This window comes from Pseudarthrobacter sp. BIM B-2242 (assembly GCF_014764445.1).
Classification (GTDB): domain Bacteria; phylum Actinomycetota; class Actinomycetes; order Actinomycetales; family Micrococcaceae; genus Arthrobacter; species Arthrobacter luteus_A.
This window is the reverse complement of the sequence record NZ_CP061721.1, coordinates 2,193,605-2,208,588: the sequence shown is the minus strand read 5'-3', so window position 1 is coordinate 2,208,588 and position 14,984 is coordinate 2,193,605. Positions and strand designations below refer to the sequence as shown.

At 65.0% G+C, this 14,984-nt stretch carries 15 protein-coding genes; 14 read left to right on the top strand and 1 reads right to left on the bottom strand.

From position 1 onward, the window contains the following. The first annotated feature begins 54 nt into the window (after positions 1-54). The 14 genes from IDT60_RS10070 to nusB all read left to right on the top strand — a co-directional run bounded on the left by IDT60_RS10070 (position 55) and on the right by nusB (position 13,596). Positions 55-1,470: a replication-associated recombination protein A gene (locus tag IDT60_RS10070; RefSeq protein WP_164199568.1), complete on the top strand. Its 1,416-nt coding sequence runs from the start codon at positions 55-57 to the stop codon at positions 1,468-1,470. 223 nt (positions 1,471-1,693) lie between these two features. Next, on the top strand, positions 1,694-2,320 hold the full coding sequence (gene rpsD, locus IDT60_RS10065) for a 30S ribosomal protein S4 (protein ID WP_111905420.1): 627 nt from the start codon (positions 1,694-1,696) through the stop codon (positions 2,318-2,320). A gap of 145 nt (positions 2,321-2,465) precedes the next feature. Further along, positions 2,466-2,840 carry a DUF948 domain-containing protein gene (locus IDT60_RS10060; RefSeq protein ID WP_164199570.1) on the top strand — a complete coding sequence of 125 codons (375 nt, stop codon included), beginning with the start codon at positions 2,466-2,468 and terminating at the stop codon, positions 2,838-2,840. A gap of 18 nt (positions 2,841-2,858) precedes the next feature. Beyond that, positions 2,859-3,089, top strand: coding sequence for a DUF6167 family protein (locus IDT60_RS10055; protein WP_223883678.1), 231 nt, complete (start codon positions 2,859-2,861; stop codon positions 3,087-3,089). Between the two features lie 114 nt (positions 3,090-3,203). Next, positions 3,204-5,882, top strand: coding sequence for an alanine--tRNA ligase (gene alaS / locus IDT60_RS10050; protein ID WP_191078989.1), 2,679 nt, complete (start codon positions 3,204-3,206; stop codon positions 5,880-5,882). Positions 5,883-5,888: 6 nt separating this feature from the next. Further along, complete coding sequence (ruvX, locus tag IDT60_RS10045; protein WP_191078988.1) at positions 5,889-6,500, top strand: Holliday junction resolvase RuvX; 612 nt, start codon at positions 5,889-5,891, stop codon at positions 6,498-6,500. Continuing rightward, entirely contained in the window at positions 6,484-8,211 is a 1,728-nt protein-coding gene (gene mltG / locus IDT60_RS10040; RefSeq protein WP_191078987.1) for an endolytic transglycosylase MltG, read from the top strand. Before ruvX ends, mltG begins: the two co-directional genes overlap by 17 nt. Then, positions 8,208-9,068 (top strand): shikimate dehydrogenase, encoded by an 861-nt coding sequence (locus IDT60_RS10035; protein WP_164199577.1) that lies wholly within the window; start codon positions 8,208-8,210, stop codon positions 9,066-9,068. Before mltG ends, IDT60_RS10035 begins: the two co-directional genes overlap by 4 nt. 26 nt (positions 9,069-9,094) lie before the next feature. Next, positions 9,095-10,294: a chorismate synthase gene (gene aroC / locus IDT60_RS10030; protein WP_164199579.1), complete on the top strand. Its 1,200-nt coding sequence runs from the start codon at positions 9,095-9,097 to the stop codon at positions 10,292-10,294. Positions 10,295-10,353: 59 nt separating this feature from the next. Further along, the gene (locus IDT60_RS10025) at positions 10,354-10,863 is read left to right on the top strand and encodes a shikimate kinase (protein WP_191081898.1); all 510 of its coding nucleotides are present in this window, start codon (positions 10,354-10,356) and stop codon (positions 10,861-10,863) included. Beyond that, positions 10,860-11,951, top strand: a complete 1,092-nt coding sequence (gene aroB, locus IDT60_RS10020) for a 3-dehydroquinate synthase (RefSeq protein WP_191078986.1) — start codon at positions 10,860-10,862, stop codon at positions 11,949-11,951. Before IDT60_RS10025 ends, aroB begins: the two co-directional genes overlap by 4 nt. Then, positions 11,951-12,469 carry a tetratricopeptide repeat protein gene (locus tag IDT60_RS10015; RefSeq protein ID WP_191078985.1) on the top strand — a complete coding sequence of 173 codons (519 nt, stop codon included), beginning with the start codon at positions 11,951-11,953 and terminating at the stop codon, positions 12,467-12,469. Before aroB ends, IDT60_RS10015 begins: the two co-directional genes overlap by 1 nt. A gap of 153 nt (positions 12,470-12,622) precedes the next feature. Further along, positions 12,623-13,186: an elongation factor P gene (gene efp, locus IDT60_RS10010; RefSeq protein WP_164199584.1), complete on the top strand. Its 564-nt coding sequence runs from the start codon at positions 12,623-12,625 to the stop codon at positions 13,184-13,186. Beyond that, on the top strand, positions 13,186-13,596 hold the full coding sequence (gene nusB, locus IDT60_RS10005) for a transcription antitermination factor NusB (RefSeq protein ID WP_164199586.1): 411 nt from the start codon (positions 13,186-13,188) through the stop codon (positions 13,594-13,596). The genes efp and nusB overlap by 1 nt, the downstream gene beginning before the upstream one ends. An 87-nt stretch (positions 13,597-13,683) precedes the next feature. On the opposite strand, the gene IDT60_RS10000 is transcribed toward nusB, so the two are convergent. Next, entirely contained in the window at positions 13,684-14,952 is a 1,269-nt protein-coding gene (locus IDT60_RS10000; RefSeq protein WP_191078984.1) for a PrsW family intramembrane metalloprotease, read from the bottom strand. Positions 14,953-14,984 lie beyond the last annotated feature (32 nt).

Here is a 14,984-nt window from a genome sequence, read left to right as displayed (position 1 = left end):
CGGTCCTTTGAGCGGTGCGAAATCGTAGTGGTGAACTATGAGTAGCCTATCTATGTGGATGATCTCTTCGGCCAAGTGCCCGGCAATGACGACGACGGCAGTGACGAACCGTCGCCGGCCGACCGCGCGGCGGCAAGCCGCAGCGCGGCGCAGCGGAGCCCCCTGGCCGTCAGGATGCGGCCGCGCACCCTTGACGACGTTGTGGGACAGCAGCACCTCCTCGGCCAGGGCTCGCCACTTCGTCAGCTTGCGGCCGGGACCGACGCCGTAGGGCCGGCGGGACCGAGCTCGCTGATCCTCTGGGGACCCCCGGGAACCGGAAAGACCACGCTGGCGCATGTCATTGCCAAGGGCAAGGGCCGGAAATTCGTGGAACTCTCCGCGATCACCGCCGGCGTCAAGGATGTCCGGCGTGTGATGGACGAAGCCCTCACGGCGCGTGACCTCTACAAGACCACCACCGTGCTGTTCCTGGATGAGATCCACCGGTTCAACAAAGCACAGCAGGATGCGCTCCTGCCCGGCGTGGAAAACCGCTGGGTTGTCCTCGTGGCGGCAACGACGGAGAACCCGTCCTTCTCAGTCGTCTCGCCGCTGCTGTCCAGGTCGCTCCTGCTCACGCTGAAACCACTGACGGACGCGGACATCGAGGGGCTTTTGCAGCGCGCCGTCGCGGACGGGCGGGGCCTGAACGGGAAGGTGGAGCTCAGCCCGGAGGCGCTGGGCCACCTCGTCAGGCTGTCCGGCGGCGACGCCCGGCGGGCGCTGACCGCCCTGGAGGCAGCCGCCGGAGTCGCATTCGGTGACGCCGATGACGCCGACGCGGACTCGCCGGTCACCGTTGAGCTCAAGCACACCGAACGCGCCCTGGATGTGGCGGCCGTGCGGTACGACCGGGCCGGCGACCAGCATTACGACGTGGCAAGCGCCTTCATCAAATCAGTCCGCGGCTCCGACGTGGACGCCGCCCTGCACTACCTGGCCAGAATGCTTGAGGCGGGGGAGGACCCCCGCTTTATTGCCCGGCGCATTGTGATTTCCGCCGCAGAGGACGTGGGCATGGCCGACCCCACTGCCTTGCAGACGGCCGTGGCCGCGGCCACCGCCGTGCAGCTGATCGGCATGCCTGAAGGCCGGATCGTCCTGGCCGAAGCCGTGGTGCATCTCGCCACGGCACCGAAATCGAACGCTGCGTACATGGGGATAAACAAGGCCATCGCGGACGTCCGCGCGGGCCTGGGCAACGGAATTCCGGCGCACCTGCGCGATGCGCATTACCCGGGCTCGAAACAGCTCGGCCACGGCAAGGGCTACAAGTACGCCCACGATGCGCCGCACTCAGTGGCAAGCCAGCAGTACCCGCCGGACGACCTCGTGGGCCGTGATTACTATGAGCCCACCGCCAACGGCGCGGAGCGGGACATCGCAGTCCGCCTGGACCGGCTGCGGAAGATCATCCGCGGCACCTGAGCCTGGCAGCACCTGGCAGGGGCGAATGGGGGATTGCAGGGGAAATCCTGCTAAGATGGTTCGTTGTCTGGCAAGGCACGGACGCAATCTCCCACATTTTTCAGTATTCACTGCTTCATGTCGGGGTAGCACTGTGCCCAGTAGCAAAAGGCAGCGGTTGGCCGATGCTCTCCATCGTGGAGGCCAGTAACACTGACACACCGCAGATATTGGAAGGACACAAGTGGCTAACAACACTCGTGCTCGCCGTACAGCACGCCTCTCGCGTGCACTCGGCATTGCTCTGACCCCTAAGGCCGCCAAGTACATGGAGCGCCGCCCGTACGGCCCCGGTGAGCATGGCCGTGCCCGCAAGAAGCAGGACTCCGACTACGCCGTACGCCTGCGCGAAAAGCAGCGTCTGCGCGCCCAGTACGGCATCCGCGAAGCCCAGATGACCCGTGCCTTCGAAGAAGCACGCCGCACCAAGGGCCTGACCGGTGAAAACCTGATCGAACTGCTCGAAATGCGTCTCGACGCCCTCGTGCTGCGTGCCGGCTTCGCCCGCACCATCGCCCAGGCCCGCCAGCTGGTTGTGCACCGCCACATCCTGGTTGACGGCATCCGCGTTGACCGCCCGTCCTTCCGCGTCGGCGAGGGCCAGCTGGTCCACGTCCACAGCCGCAGCGAAACCATGGTTCCGCTCCAGGTTGCAGCAGCCGGCGCGCACCGCGACGTCCTGCCCCAGGTTCCGGCCTACCTGGACGTCAAGCTTGACGCCCTGCAGGCACGCCTGGTCCGTCGCCCGAAGCGCTCCGAGGTTCCCGTAACCTGCGAAGAGCAGCTCGTCGTCGAATTCTACGCACGCTAAATCCCAGCAGCGTATACAAAGAAGCCCGTGGCAAGCGCCACGGGCTTCTTTGTATGTAAGGTACTTGGGGGACATCTGCGGAACGCAAAAAGGCAGCGTGCGCGGTGCGAAGAAATCCACGTCAGTTTCAAGGAGTTGAACGTCTATGTCTGGTGGCGATATTGCCGGCCTGATCGCGGCCGGGGTGTTTGCACTCCTGGTGCTGCTGCTCGCCGTACCGATCCTGAAGCTGGGCAGTGTCCTGGAAGAGATCCGGACCTCCATCCGGTCCATCAGCGACGGCGCCACGCCCCTGATGGACGAGGTCACCGCCACAGTCACCACCACAAACCAGCAGCTGAAGAAGGTGGACGGCATCGCCTCCAACGTTTCTGATGCGTCAGCAAACCTCTCCGCGCTGTCCTCCCTCGTTGCAGCGACGGTGGGCTCGCCGCTGATCAAGGTGGCCGCCTTCAGCTACGGCGTGCGCACAGCCCTTGCCAACCGCAAGAAGCCCGCGGCCGGCCGCCGCAGCCGCTAAGCGACGGAAGAACAGAACATGAAACGACTTGTCTGGATGGGAATCGGCGTCGCGATCGGAGTCATCGCGTTCCGAAAGGTCACCGAAGCCCAATCGAATCTGGGGCCCGAGGGCCTGAACAGGGCTGTGGGCCGCCTGGCCGACGGCCTCTACGACTTTGCCGACGCCGTCCGGTCCGGCATGCACGAGCGTGAAGCGGACCTCCGTACCGCCCTTGGTGTTGAATCCCAGGAAGTGGCCCGGCGCTAAGCGGCCGGAAAACGCGCGAGAATTAAACCAGCAGTTTCCGGTTGCCGGTACTGCCGTCTGAATCAAACCGTCACGCGTCTGTCCGCGTGATCCAAGAAGGGTAATAAACAGCTCATGAAGTCGCAGGAGATCACAAAGCGCTGGGTGGACTTTTTTGTCAGCAAAGGCCACACAGCGGTTCCCTCCGCCTCGCTGGTCTCCAGCGACCCCTCCCTGCTGTTCACCGTTGCCGGCATGGTTCCGTTCATTCCATACCTGACTGCCCGCGAAGAGGCCCCGTACTCGCGCGCCACCAGCATCCAGAAGTGCATCCGCACCGGTGACATCGAGGAAGTGGGCAAGACTGCCCGCCACGGCACGTTCTTCCAGATGTGCGGCAACTTCTCCTTCGGCGATTACTTCAAGGAAGACGCCATCAAGTTCGCCTGGGAACTGCTCACCAAGAGCGTGGACGACGGCGGCTACGGCCTGCCGGCCGAACTCCTGTGGGTCACCGTGTACCAGGACGATGACGAAGCCCGGGACCTGTGGCTGAAGAACACCGGCGTCCCGTCTGAGCGGATCCAGCGCATGGGCAAGGCTGACAACTACTGGCACACCGGCCAGCCCGGTCCCGCCGGCCCGTGCTCGGAAATCTACTACGACCGCGGTCCCGCCTACGGTGCTGAAGGCGGCCCGCTCGCGGACGAGAACCGTTACGTCGAAATCTGGAACCTCGTCTTTATGCAGTACCAGATCGACAATGTCCGCTCCAAGGACGACTTCGACATCGTGGGTGAACTGCCCAAGAAGAACATCGACACCGGCCTGGGCATGGAACGACTTGCCATGATCCTGCAGGGCGTCGAGAACATGTACGAGACCGACCAGGTCCGGCCTGTGATCGACAAGGCCGCCGAGCTGTCCGGCCGGGAGTACACCTCAGCCGAAACGGCGGACGATCCGCACCACACGGACGATGTCCGCATGCGTGTAGTGGGCGACCATGTCCGCTCCGCCCTGATGCTGATCGCCGACGGCGTGACGCCATCCAACGAAGGCCGTGGTTACGTCCTGCGCCGCCTCATCAGGCGTGCAGTCCGCTCGATGCGCCTGCTCGGCGTCGAAAAGGCCTGCCTGCCGGACCTTCTGCCCGCCTCGCGCGATGCGATGAAGGGCGTCTACCCGATCGTGGAGACGGACTTCGACCGCATCAGCCGGATTGCCTATGCCGAAGAGCGGGCCTTCCTGCGGACCATTGCTTCGGGCACGGCCCGCCTGGAGGATGCCGTGACGGTGTCCAAGGCCGCCGGCACACCGCTGTCCGGCGCCGATGCGTTCGCCCTGCACGATACCTATGGCTTCCCGATCGACCTCACCCTGGAGATGGCTGAGGAAGCCGGGCTCAAGGTGGACGAGGCCGGTTTCCGCGCCCTCATGCTGGAACAGCGCCAGCGCGCCCAGGCCGATGCCAAGGGCAAAAAGGGCGGCCACGCCGACCTCAGCGCTTACCAGGAGATGCTGGGGGAGGGCGAGACCGTCTTCACCGGCTACGGAGAGCTCGACGGCGAATCCCGCGTCCGCGGACTCCTCAGCGGCGGCCAGCGTGTTGCCCACGCCGCTACCGGAGACGAAATCGAACTCGTCCTCAACGAAACCCCCTTCTATGCCGAAGCCGGTGGCCAGTCCGCTGACACCGGGCTCATCACCGGAGACGGCTTCGTCGTGGAAGTCCTGGACGTCCAGCGCCCCGTCAAGGGCCTGAGCGTGCACAAAGCGATTGTCCGCGAAGGCGAGATCTCCTCGGACGCCCTGGTTCGCGCCGCCGTCGATCGTGAACGCCGCCACGCTGCAGAGCAGGCCCACACCGGTACGCACATCGTGCATGCAGCCCTCCACCAGATCCTCGGCCCGCAGGCCACCCAGCGCGGTTCCTACAACAAGGCCGGGTACCTGCGCTTCGACTTCGCCTGGGGCGAAGGCCTGAGTACCGCCACCCGCTCGGAAATCGAGGAAGTGTCCAACCTGGCCATCCGCAACAATTTCCGGGTGGACACCAAGGTCATGGGCCTGGCCGAGGCCAAGGCCCTGGGCGCCATGGCGCTGTTCGGCGAGAACTACGGCAGCGAAGTACGTGTTGTGGAGATCGACGGCGCGTGGTCCCGTGAGCTCTGTGGTGGCACGCATGTTGCCAACACGTCACTGATCGGCAGCCTGTCGCTGCTCGGTGAACAGTCGGTCGGTTCAGGCAACCGCCGTGTTGAAGCCTTCGTGGGCATGGATGCCTTCCGCCACCTGGCCGCCGAGCGCGCGCTGGTGACCGAGCTCACCGAGATGCTCAAAGTCCCGTCCGGGCAGCTCGCCGACCGGATCGCCAGTACGCTGAACAAGCTCAAGGCCACCGAGAAGGAACTTGACCGTCTCCGCAAGGAACAGCTCACCGCTGCGGCAGCCAACCTTGTGGGCACCGCCAGGGATGCCGCCGGGGTTAAGGTCATCGCGCACGACGCCGGCCAGATTGGCGGTGCCGACGACGTCCGCAACCTTGCCCTTGACCTGCGCAACCGGCTCGGTTCCGAAGCGTCCACCGTGGCAGTGGCCGGTGTCAGCAATGACCGTCCCATGATCCTGGTGGCCACCAACGAGGCCGCCCGGGCAGCAGGCGTGAAAGCAGGCGCCCTGGTGCGGCTCGCGGCAGGAATCCTGGGCGGCGGCGGCGGCGGCAAGGACGATGTGGCCCAGGGTGGCGGTACTGACGCTACCAAGGTTGCCCCGGCGCTTAGCGCCGTCGTGGACGCCATTACCCGGCGCTAGGGCCCCATGACTGAACCCGTTGCAGCCGTCGGCTACCCCCAGGGCATCAAACTGGGGGTAGACGTGGGCACCGTCCGGGTGGGTGTCGCCGTCTGCGACCGCGATGCCATCCTGGCCACGCCGTACAAGACCCTGGACCGGAACGCGAAAAAGAACTCCGACGTCAGGGTGATCGCCTCGCTCGCGCAGGAACTCGGCGCCCGCCAGATCTTCGTGGGACTGCCCCGCACCATGAAGGGGGAGGAGCACGCCTCCGCCCGGATGGCCACCGAGTACGCGGAGCTGCTTGTTGCGGAACTGGCAGGCCGCGGCCTGGACGTGCCCGTCAACCTCGTTGACGAGAGGCTCAGCAGTGTCACGGCCCACCGTAACCTGCACGAAGCTGGCATGAGCAGCCGGAACCACCGTAAAGTAGTGGATCAGGTTGCAGCGGCAGGTATTCTCCAGCACGCCATTGACATGCAAAAAGCCAGGGGAACGGACGTTGGGAGCCGCGTGAGCGTGCCGCCCCGTCCGCAGCCTTCCGGGCCGGGGGAGTCAGCGCATGCTGGCACCGCGGCCGCCGAAGGCAAGTCTCGATCTCAGAACACGGAAGGCTACAGTGAGCCCGTCCAATAACGACGACGCCTCAGGCGCCACCAACCACGATGGCGCCAGGCCGCTGACCCGAAAAGAGCTCCGCGCATTGGAGAAGCACACCGACGACACCAACGCGGTTCCGGAACAGGCCTACCAGACAGGCCAGTACCCGCCGGTACCAGCGCACGAGCCTGACGCTTTCGACGCTCCAGCTCCAGCTCCAGCTCCAGCGGATGCTGCACCGGAGGTGCCGGCGCGCGAACCTGCTGTGCCTGCCCAGCCGGTTGCCGAGCCGGCGGCAGGGCAGGTCGCCGAGCCCGTTCAGGCACCCCAGCCGGTTGTGCCCTCGTTGCCGGATACTCAGCCGTCCATCCAGGAAACCGCACCCGGCGGGGAAGACCACCAACCGGAAACCGTTCATGATGTTCACCCTGAGCCTGTGGAGGAATTCAACGCCGGGCCGGCAGCCTACGCCCGGGATGCCGAGCCCTTCGAGGGGCACCCGACCGGCTACGCCCACGCTGAGGACGGTCACGTCTACCAGGACCCGCACTACGCTGACGCCCATTACGAGGACCACCATTACGACGAACACGATCCCCATGGGCATTTCGTCGACGACACACATGAGACCCACCCTGACACCGGGCTTCTCGGCGGTGCGGCCGGGGCGGCAGTGGTAACAAAGCCCTCGAAGAAGGTACGGCGCAGGCGGCGTCTCCTGGCCCTGTTCCTGACGCTGGTGGTGTTTGTGGCCGCTATTGCCGTGGGTGCGCAGTTCCTCAAGCCCCTGCTGGGAAGTGACAAGGCGAGTGACTATCCCGGGCCCGGCTCCGGCGAAGTCATGGTTTCGGTCGAGCCCGGCGAGGGCACGCGCTCGTTGGCCGCCAAACTGGAAGCCAACAGGGTCGTGGCAAATGCAGACACCTTCCTGCAGGCATTCACAGCCTCAGGCGCGACGCTGTCACCGGGGAACTTCACCTTCAAGTCTGAGATGAAGAACTCCGATGCTGTAGACGTGCTGCTTGGCCAGGACAAGGCCAAGGTCATCTACTTCGCCCTGAGCGCGGGCCTGCGGATTGACGAATCCCTGCAGGCGATTTCCGATGGATCAGGCATCCGGGTGCAGCAGCTGAAGGAATTCAGCGACTCCCCGCAGCAGTTTGGCCTCCCGGCCGGCGCGAAGAACCTGGAAGGCTTCCTCCACCCCGGGGAGTACAGGTTCCCGCTGGGTACGCCGGCAAAGGACATCCTCCAGACCCTGGTCAAGACGACCACCGACGAACTGGTGGCCCAGGGCATCACCGATCCCGCCAAGCAGTACGAGGCGGTTATTGTGGCCAGTATTGTTCAGGCCGAAGGCGGCCAGGCCGAGTACGGCGACGTCGCCGGTGCCATCTACAACCGGCTCAAGCCCAATGACCAGACGTCCGGTTTCCTGCAGGTGGACTCCGCCGTGACCTACGGCCTGGGAACCAGGAGCTTCAACTTCACGGAAGAAGAACGCCAGGACAAGTCCAACGTCTACAACACGTATGCCAACCCGGGCCTGCCGCCGGGCCCCATCGGCTCGCCCGGCAAGACCGCTATCGATGCCGCTGCAAAGCCGAAGACCAACGACTACCTGTACTGGGTGACCATCAACCTGGACACCAAGGAGACGAAATTCTCCAAGACCCTCGCTGAGCACAACACGTACGTCGAGCAGTACAACACCTGGTGCAAGGCCAACGTGGGCCGCTGCGCATGAGCCTGCGGGCTGCCGTCCTGGGCCATCCGATCAGCCACTCCAAGTCACCGGCCCTGCACCTGGCGGCCTACGCCAAACTGGGGGTGGACATCGGGTACACGGCTGTGGACCTGACCGAGCAGGCCTTGCCGGCCTTTATGCAGCGGGTAAGGAACCAGGACGGGTGGTGCGGACTTTCAGTCACCATGCCGCTGAAAACCGGCATGGTTTCGGAAGTCGACGAAGTCCGCGGCGTGGCCGGCACCCTGGGCGTGGTCAACACTGTCGCCTTTGAGGAAGCCGGCGGTTCCGTCCGGCGGATCGGCTACAACACCGACGTCGCGGGAATCGTCAACGCGGTCCTCAACGCCGGGGTGGTCTCCAGCCCGTCAGCCGTCATCCTGGGCGGCGGCGGAACGGCGGCGGCCGCGGTCGCCGCGCTGAAGGAGCTGGGTACGGCAAAGGCTCAGGTGTTCGTCCGGGACACGTCGCGGGCAGCCGAAGCGCGGGCTGCCGCCGCAGGCGTCGGCCTTGCCATCGACGTCCGGCCGATGACGCAGGCTGCCACGCCCACGGCCAGTGCCGACGTCGTCATCTCCACGCTCCCGCCGCGCGCAGCGGACAGCCTGGCTGATGAGATCGCCGGATTGGGAACCGGAACCCACGGCGTCCTGCTCGACGTGGCCTACGATCCCTGGCCCAGCCGGATTGCCACGGTGTGGCAGGAAGGCGGCGGTGCTGTGGTGCCGGGCCTGGAAATGCTGCTTTACCAGGCGGTGGAACAGGTTCGCCTGTTCACTGGCCGCGGCGAAGAGGTTAATGCGGCTGTCATAGATGTGATGTGCGACTCAGTCGGCCTTCCCCGACGGGCGTTCTAACGGCCATACGTGGCAGGATGGAAATTATGTTGCGTTGGTTGACAGCCGGTGAATCCCATGGTCCGGCTCTGATGGGAATTATTGAAGGCGTCCCCGCCGGTGTTGAGATCACCAGCGGTCAGATCGCCGAATCACTGGCTCGCCGCCGCCTGGGCTATGGCCGGGGCGCCCGGATGAAGTTTGAGCAGGACGTGGTGACTATTTTGGGCGGCGTCCGCCACGGCCTCACGCAGGGCGGGCCGGTTGCCGTCCAGGTGGCCAACACCGAGTGGCCCAAGTGGGAACAGATCATGGCTGCCGACCCCGTTGACCCTGAGATCCTTGCCGACCAGGCACGCAACGCACCGCTGACCCGGCCCCGCCCGGGCCACGCAGATTTCACCGGTATGCAGAAGTATGGCTTCGACGAAGCCCGTCCGGTGCTGGAGCGCGCCAGCGCCCGGGAAACGGCAACCCGGGTGGCCATGGGGACCGTGGCGTCCCGGTTCCTCAAGCAACTGGGGATCGAACTGGTCAGCCACACCGTCTCGATCGCCAGCGTCACCGTTCCGGAAGGCCGTCCGCTGCCTGTTCCGGCCAACGTGATCGCCCTCGACGCAGACCCGTTGCGCTGCTTTGACCGCGAGACCTCCGACGCCATGGTGGCCGAGGTGGACGCCGCCCACAAGGAAGGCGAAACCCTCGGCGGAGTGGTAGAGGTCCTCGCCTACGGCCTGCCGCCCGGACTGGGCAGCTATGTCCACTGGGACCGCCGGCTCGATTCACGGCTGGCAGCCGCCCTGATGGGCATCCAGGCGATCAAGGGCGTGGAAGTCGGCGACGGGTTCCTGACAGCGGCGCGCCGCGGCTCGGCTGCCCACGACGAAATCGTCAAGGATTCGGACGGCCGGATTATCCGCACCAGCAACCGTGCGGGCGGCATCGAAGGCGGCATGAGCATCGGCGATGTCCTGCGCGTCCGCGCCGCCATGAAGCCGATCGCAACGGTGCCGCGCGCCCTGCGCACCGTCGACGTCAGCACAGGGGAGCCCGCCAAAGCCCATCACCAGCGTTCCGACGTGTGTGCCGTCCCGGCTGCCGGCGTGGTCGCCGAGGCGATGGTGGCCCTGGTCCTCGCGGAAGCCGTGACGGAAAAGTTTGGCGGCGACTCCGTTGCGGAGACCGCACGCAACATCAAGGGTTACCTGGACAACATTCCGGCATCCCTGGACTCGATCGGCCAGTAGTGCCCCGGGGCAGCAAAAACGGTGTGCCGGGTAACCGGCCCATCGTCCTCATCGGGCCCATGGCAGTGGGCAAGTCCGCGATTGCCCACGAACTGGCCAAACGCCTGGACGTGCCGCACGTCGATACGGATGTTCTCATCGTGGAGGCTCATGGCAGCATCCCGTCCATCTTCGCCGGCCGCGGTGAGCATGCATTCCGGGAAATTGAAGCCCGGACAGTTGCAGTTGCCGTGGAGCATGCTGAAGTCACACCCGCCGTGATTTCCCTTGGCGGCGGGGCCGTGCTTGACTCCGGGACCCAGCAGGTCCTGGCCCGCTGCACCGTGGTGTATCTCGAATGTGATGCGCAGACCGTTGCTTCGAGGATCGCCAGGAACTCGGGGCGCCCGCTGCTGGCGGGCGATGCCATGGCCCGCTGGTCAGCACTCTTTGCCACCAGGAAACCGGTCTACGAACGGCTGGCCGACCTGGTCCTGGACGTCCGTCACGGCTCCATCACCGAGTTGGGACACCGGCTTGAAGTTGCGCTGCGTGAATACGCAGCTGCCAAACAGGAAGTTGAACATTGAGCGTCGAATCAACCATCATCAAGGTCACCGGCGAATCCGCAGGGCAGAATTACGACGTCGTCGTCGGCCGCGGCCTGCTGGGAGACCTTCCGGCCCTGCTGGGCGAGCGGGTCCGCCGGGTGCTGGTTATCCACCCCCGCGCTCTGCGCCTCACCGGGGATACCGTCCGTGATGAACTGGCAGCTGCGGGTTTCACCTCGCTGACCGCCGAAATCCCGGATGCCGAAGAGGGCAAGCACGTCCAGGTTGCCGCGTTCTGCTGGCAGGTACTGGGACAAAACGACTTCACCCGCTCCGACGCCATCGTGGCCGTGGGCGGCGGCGCTGTCACGGACCTCGCCGGATTTGTGGCGGCAACGTGGCTGCGCGGCGTGAAGGTCATCCAAATGCCCACCAGCCTGCTGGGCATGGTGGACGCTTCCGTGGGCGGCAAAACCGGCATCAACACCGCAGAAGGCAAAAACCTGGTGGGCTCCTTCCACCCGCCGGCCGGAGTGCTGGTGGACCTGGACACGCTGAATACCCTGCCCCGGAACGAGATCATCTCCGGGATGGCCGAAGTCATCAAATGCGGCTTCATTGCAGATCCCGCCATCCTCGAGCTTGTGGAAAAGGATGCCGCGGCGGCCACCGATCCCGGATCGGATGTCCTGCGTGAACTTATTGAACGGGCTATCGCCGTCAAGGCAAAAGTGGTTTCCGAAGACCTCAAGGAATCCGGCCTGCGCGAGATCCTGAACTACGGCCACACCCTGGGCCACGCCATCGAGCTGGTGGAGCGCTACTCCTGGCGGCACGGTGCGGCCGTGTCTGTGGGCATGATGTTTGCCGCTGAGCTTGCACGCAGCGTGGGCCGCCTCAGCGACGCCGACGCCGACCGCCACCGCAGCATCCTCGATACCCTCGGGCTCCCGGTCACGTACCGCAGGGACCGCTGGCAGGGGCTTTTGGACGGCATGCGCCGGGACAAAAAGTCGCGTGGAGACCTCCTCAGATTCGTGGTGCTCGACGGAATCGCGAAGCCGGGCATCCTGGATGTCCCGGACACCTCCCTGCTATTTGCCGCCTATCAGGAAATTGCCTCCTGATGCAGGGCGACCTGGCCGGCACCAGCGAATGGCCTGAGGCAGGCTTCCCGGGCGTCAGGATCAACCCGATGACCCTGCTGCCCGAGGTCGTCAACGAGGATGCCTGCAGCACGGCCCTCGCGGGGTCCACCGACCCCGCGGACCACATCTTCGTCCTCATCGTGGAAGGACATGCCGCCGAGGCAGCCGAGCTGCTGGCTGAAGCCCGGTTCAAGGACCCCGAGTCGTTCCGGCTGAGGGCTTTTGAAGCCGAAGTCCTGCGGGTCTCGCACCGCCCTGACCGTGCACTGGAGCTGTTCCGCCAGCTGCTTGCGGAGTTCCAGGGAACCGACCGCGAAGCACTGATCCTGCACTACATGGGGAAGGTCCAGTACTCCTCGGGCCACATCGCCGCCGCCGTGGAGGCCTTCGCCCGGGCTTTGGACCTGCGTGTGGCGCAGTCGGCAGATGCCGCCCAGATTTACTCGTCCACGGTGGCTTTGCAGCGGGCCCGTGACGTCCTGGACCTCGCCTGCTGAGCGGCCCCCGGACCCCGGAACACGGGCACTACCCGTTTTACCGGTAGAATAGTTCTTGGATTTTTGACAAACACGCGCTGGCTGGCCTCCTGGCTTGTCCGGCCGGCATAAACGTCTGATAACTCACCGGACTGTAGAAACCAAAGGAAACCTGTGGCAACCACTAACGACATCAAGAACGGCACCGTCCTGAAGCTCGAGGGCCAGCTTTGGAACGTCATCGAATTCCAGCACGTCAAGCCCGGCAAGGGTGGCGCCTTCGTACGGACCAAGATGCGGAACGTGATGTCCGGCAAGGTTGTGGACAAGACGTTTAACGCCGGCCTTAAGATCGAGACCGCCACGGTTGACCGCCGCGATTACCAGTACCTGTACCAGGACGGCGCCGACTTCGTGTTCATGGACACCTCCGACTACGACCAGATCACCGTTCCCGGTGCAACTGTGGGCGATGCCACCAACTTCATGCTGGAAAACCAGATGGTCAACATTGCCATCCACGAAGGCAACCCGCTCTACATCGAACTCCCTGCCAGCGTTGTCCTGGAGATCACCTACACCGAACCCGGCCTGCAGGGAGACCGCTCCTCGGCCGGCACCAAGCCCGCAACCCTGGAAACCGGTTACGAAATCCAAGTTCCGCTGTTCGTCGAGAACAACACCAAGGTCAAGGTTGATACCCGCGACGGAAGCTACCTCGGCCGGGTCAGCGAGTAGTGAGCGCCCGCGGTAAGGCCCGGAACCGGGCTCTGGATGTACTTTTCGAAGCTGAGCAGCGCTCGGTTTCGGCTTTTGACGTGCTGCGGGCGCGGCGGGAAAAGACTGATCAGATCATCAACCCGTACACCCTCGAAATCGTCGAGGGCGTCGTCTCACAGCAGACCGCCATTGACGAATTCCTGGAAACCTATTCCCAGGGCTGGACACTGGAGCGGATGCCTTCTGTGGACCGGATCATCCTGCGGATCGGCACCTGGGAACTGCTCTACAACGACGACGTGCCCGACGGCGTTGCCGTCAGCGAGGCAGTGGCATTGGCCAAGACGCTCTCAACTGACGAATCGCCGTCGTTCATCAACGGCCTCCTGGGCCGCCTGCAGCAGCTGAAGCCCTCACTGCTCGCCTGAGGATTCTTCAGACCCACAACACCACAAATAGGGACCAGTGGCCACCGCACGGTGGACGCTGGTCCCTTCTGTTTGGGCGGGCGGGGTTCAGCCCGCGACGGCGGCGCGCAACGCCAGGATCCGCTGCAGCTGCTGCTGTTCCTCGGCCTGGTGGAGCGGGACGTCCCGGCCGCTCAGGATCCGCTGCCTGATGAACGCGAGCTGGGTTGCGGCGTGCAGGAAGGCCTTCATCTGCGGCCTGCGGTTGTAGCCGGCTGCCCAGTGCAGGGCGGTACGCCGGCCGCGTGGCGTTGCCAGCAGGTCCACCTCCGCGGAGCTGAACCAGCCGGCCGCGGAGTACTCCATGAGCCGCTGGCGCGTGAGCCGGTTTTCCGCGACGCGCAGCAGGATGATTCCCACCACGGCCAGCACAAAAATGGGCACCTGGATGAGGATGTACTCGGCCAGGAACCCTGCACCCATGCTGTTCCACCGGTTGTGCAGGATCATCGCCGGGACCAGTCCTACGAAAAAGGCCAGCACAGAGGCCCCCGAATGCCAGCGCCGTGCCGCGAAACCCATGATGAGGCCCGTTGTCCCCGTGAAAATCGCGTGCGCGAAGGGCGACATCACACCTCGAAGCAGGAAGATCTGGGCCAGGTCAGTGGCCGGGCTCACTGATTCCGCGATGGCGCGGCCAAAGTAGAGGATGTTTTCCGTGAAGGCGAAACCGCCGGCGATGGTAAAAGCGAACACCACACCGTCCACCGGGCCGTCGAAGTGTTTCCGGGCCAGCAGCAGGAGCAGCAGAAGGCCCGAAGCCTTGGCGAACTCCTCCACCACCGGGGCCTGGACTGTGGCCATGTAGGTCGGCAGGTCAGCCACGTCACTGAACTGAAAGGTCAGGGCAAAGAACGGCTGGATCAGGAGTGTGACGGCAACTGACACCGCCGCGCCCCAGGTGAACGCGAAGAAGAGGAGCCGTTTGGGTTCCGGTTCCCAGCGGTCGATGGCGTGGACGGTCAGGAGCACAGCGGACAGCGGGATGAGCGAAACCACAAAGCCCACAATGAACCCGCCCACACCGGTGTTCGCCACCAGGAACGGAACCACCAGCAGCAGGCTCAGGAACGCCAGCATGGCGCCCCCTATCGTGAGGGCCAGCAGGCCGCCCGCCCGCATGCCTGAGCCGGCCCTGCCTGGCTGCGGAGGTCCCAGGGCGGGCAGGGGAGCCGTGTAGGTTCCCGGCGCCGGCCGGTAGTACTCGGGCTCGATCCGGCCCATCCAGCTGGGGTTCGCCTGGCCGGGGAAAGGTTCCCGGGGTCCGGCGGGGCCGCCTGGCTGGCCGGGGCCCTGCTGATAAGGGTTGGTGGACATACGGGAAAGCCTAATGCCCGGCGCCAATGTGG

What these genes read in the sequence shown, in the direction of transcription:
- IDT60_RS10055 (WP_223883678.1), top strand. Translation starts at nt 2,859, where the DNA reads ATGAAACGACTTGTCTGGATGGGAATCGGCGTCGCGATCGGAGTCATC.
- IDT60_RS10035 (WP_164199577.1), top strand. Translation starts at nt 8,208, where the DNA reads ATGAGCCTGCGGGCTGCCGTCCTGGGCCATCCGATCAGCCACTCCAAG.
- aroC (WP_164199579.1), top strand. Translation starts at nt 9,095, where the DNA reads ATGTTGCGTTGGTTGACAGCCGGTGAATCCCATGGTCCGGCTCTGATG.
- alaS (WP_191078989.1), top strand. Translation starts at nt 3,204, where the DNA reads ATGAAGTCGCAGGAGATCACAAAGCGCTGGGTGGACTTTTTTGTCAGC.
- IDT60_RS10025 (WP_191081898.1), top strand. Translation starts at nt 10,354, where the DNA reads ATGGCAGTGGGCAAGTCCGCGATTGCCCACGAACTGGCCAAACGCCTG.
- ruvX (WP_191078988.1), top strand. Translation starts at nt 5,889, where the DNA reads ATGACTGAACCCGTTGCAGCCGTCGGCTACCCCCAGGGCATCAAACTG.
- IDT60_RS10060 (WP_164199570.1), top strand. Translation starts at nt 2,466, where the DNA reads ATGTCTGGTGGCGATATTGCCGGCCTGATCGCGGCCGGGGTGTTTGCA.
- IDT60_RS10015 (WP_191078985.1), top strand. Translation starts at nt 11,951, where the DNA reads ATGCAGGGCGACCTGGCCGGCACCAGCGAATGGCCTGAGGCAGGCTTC.
- IDT60_RS10000 (WP_191078984.1), bottom strand. Translation starts at nt 14,952, where the DNA reads ATGTCCACCAACCCTTATCAGCAGGGCCCCGGCCAGCCAGGCGGCCCC.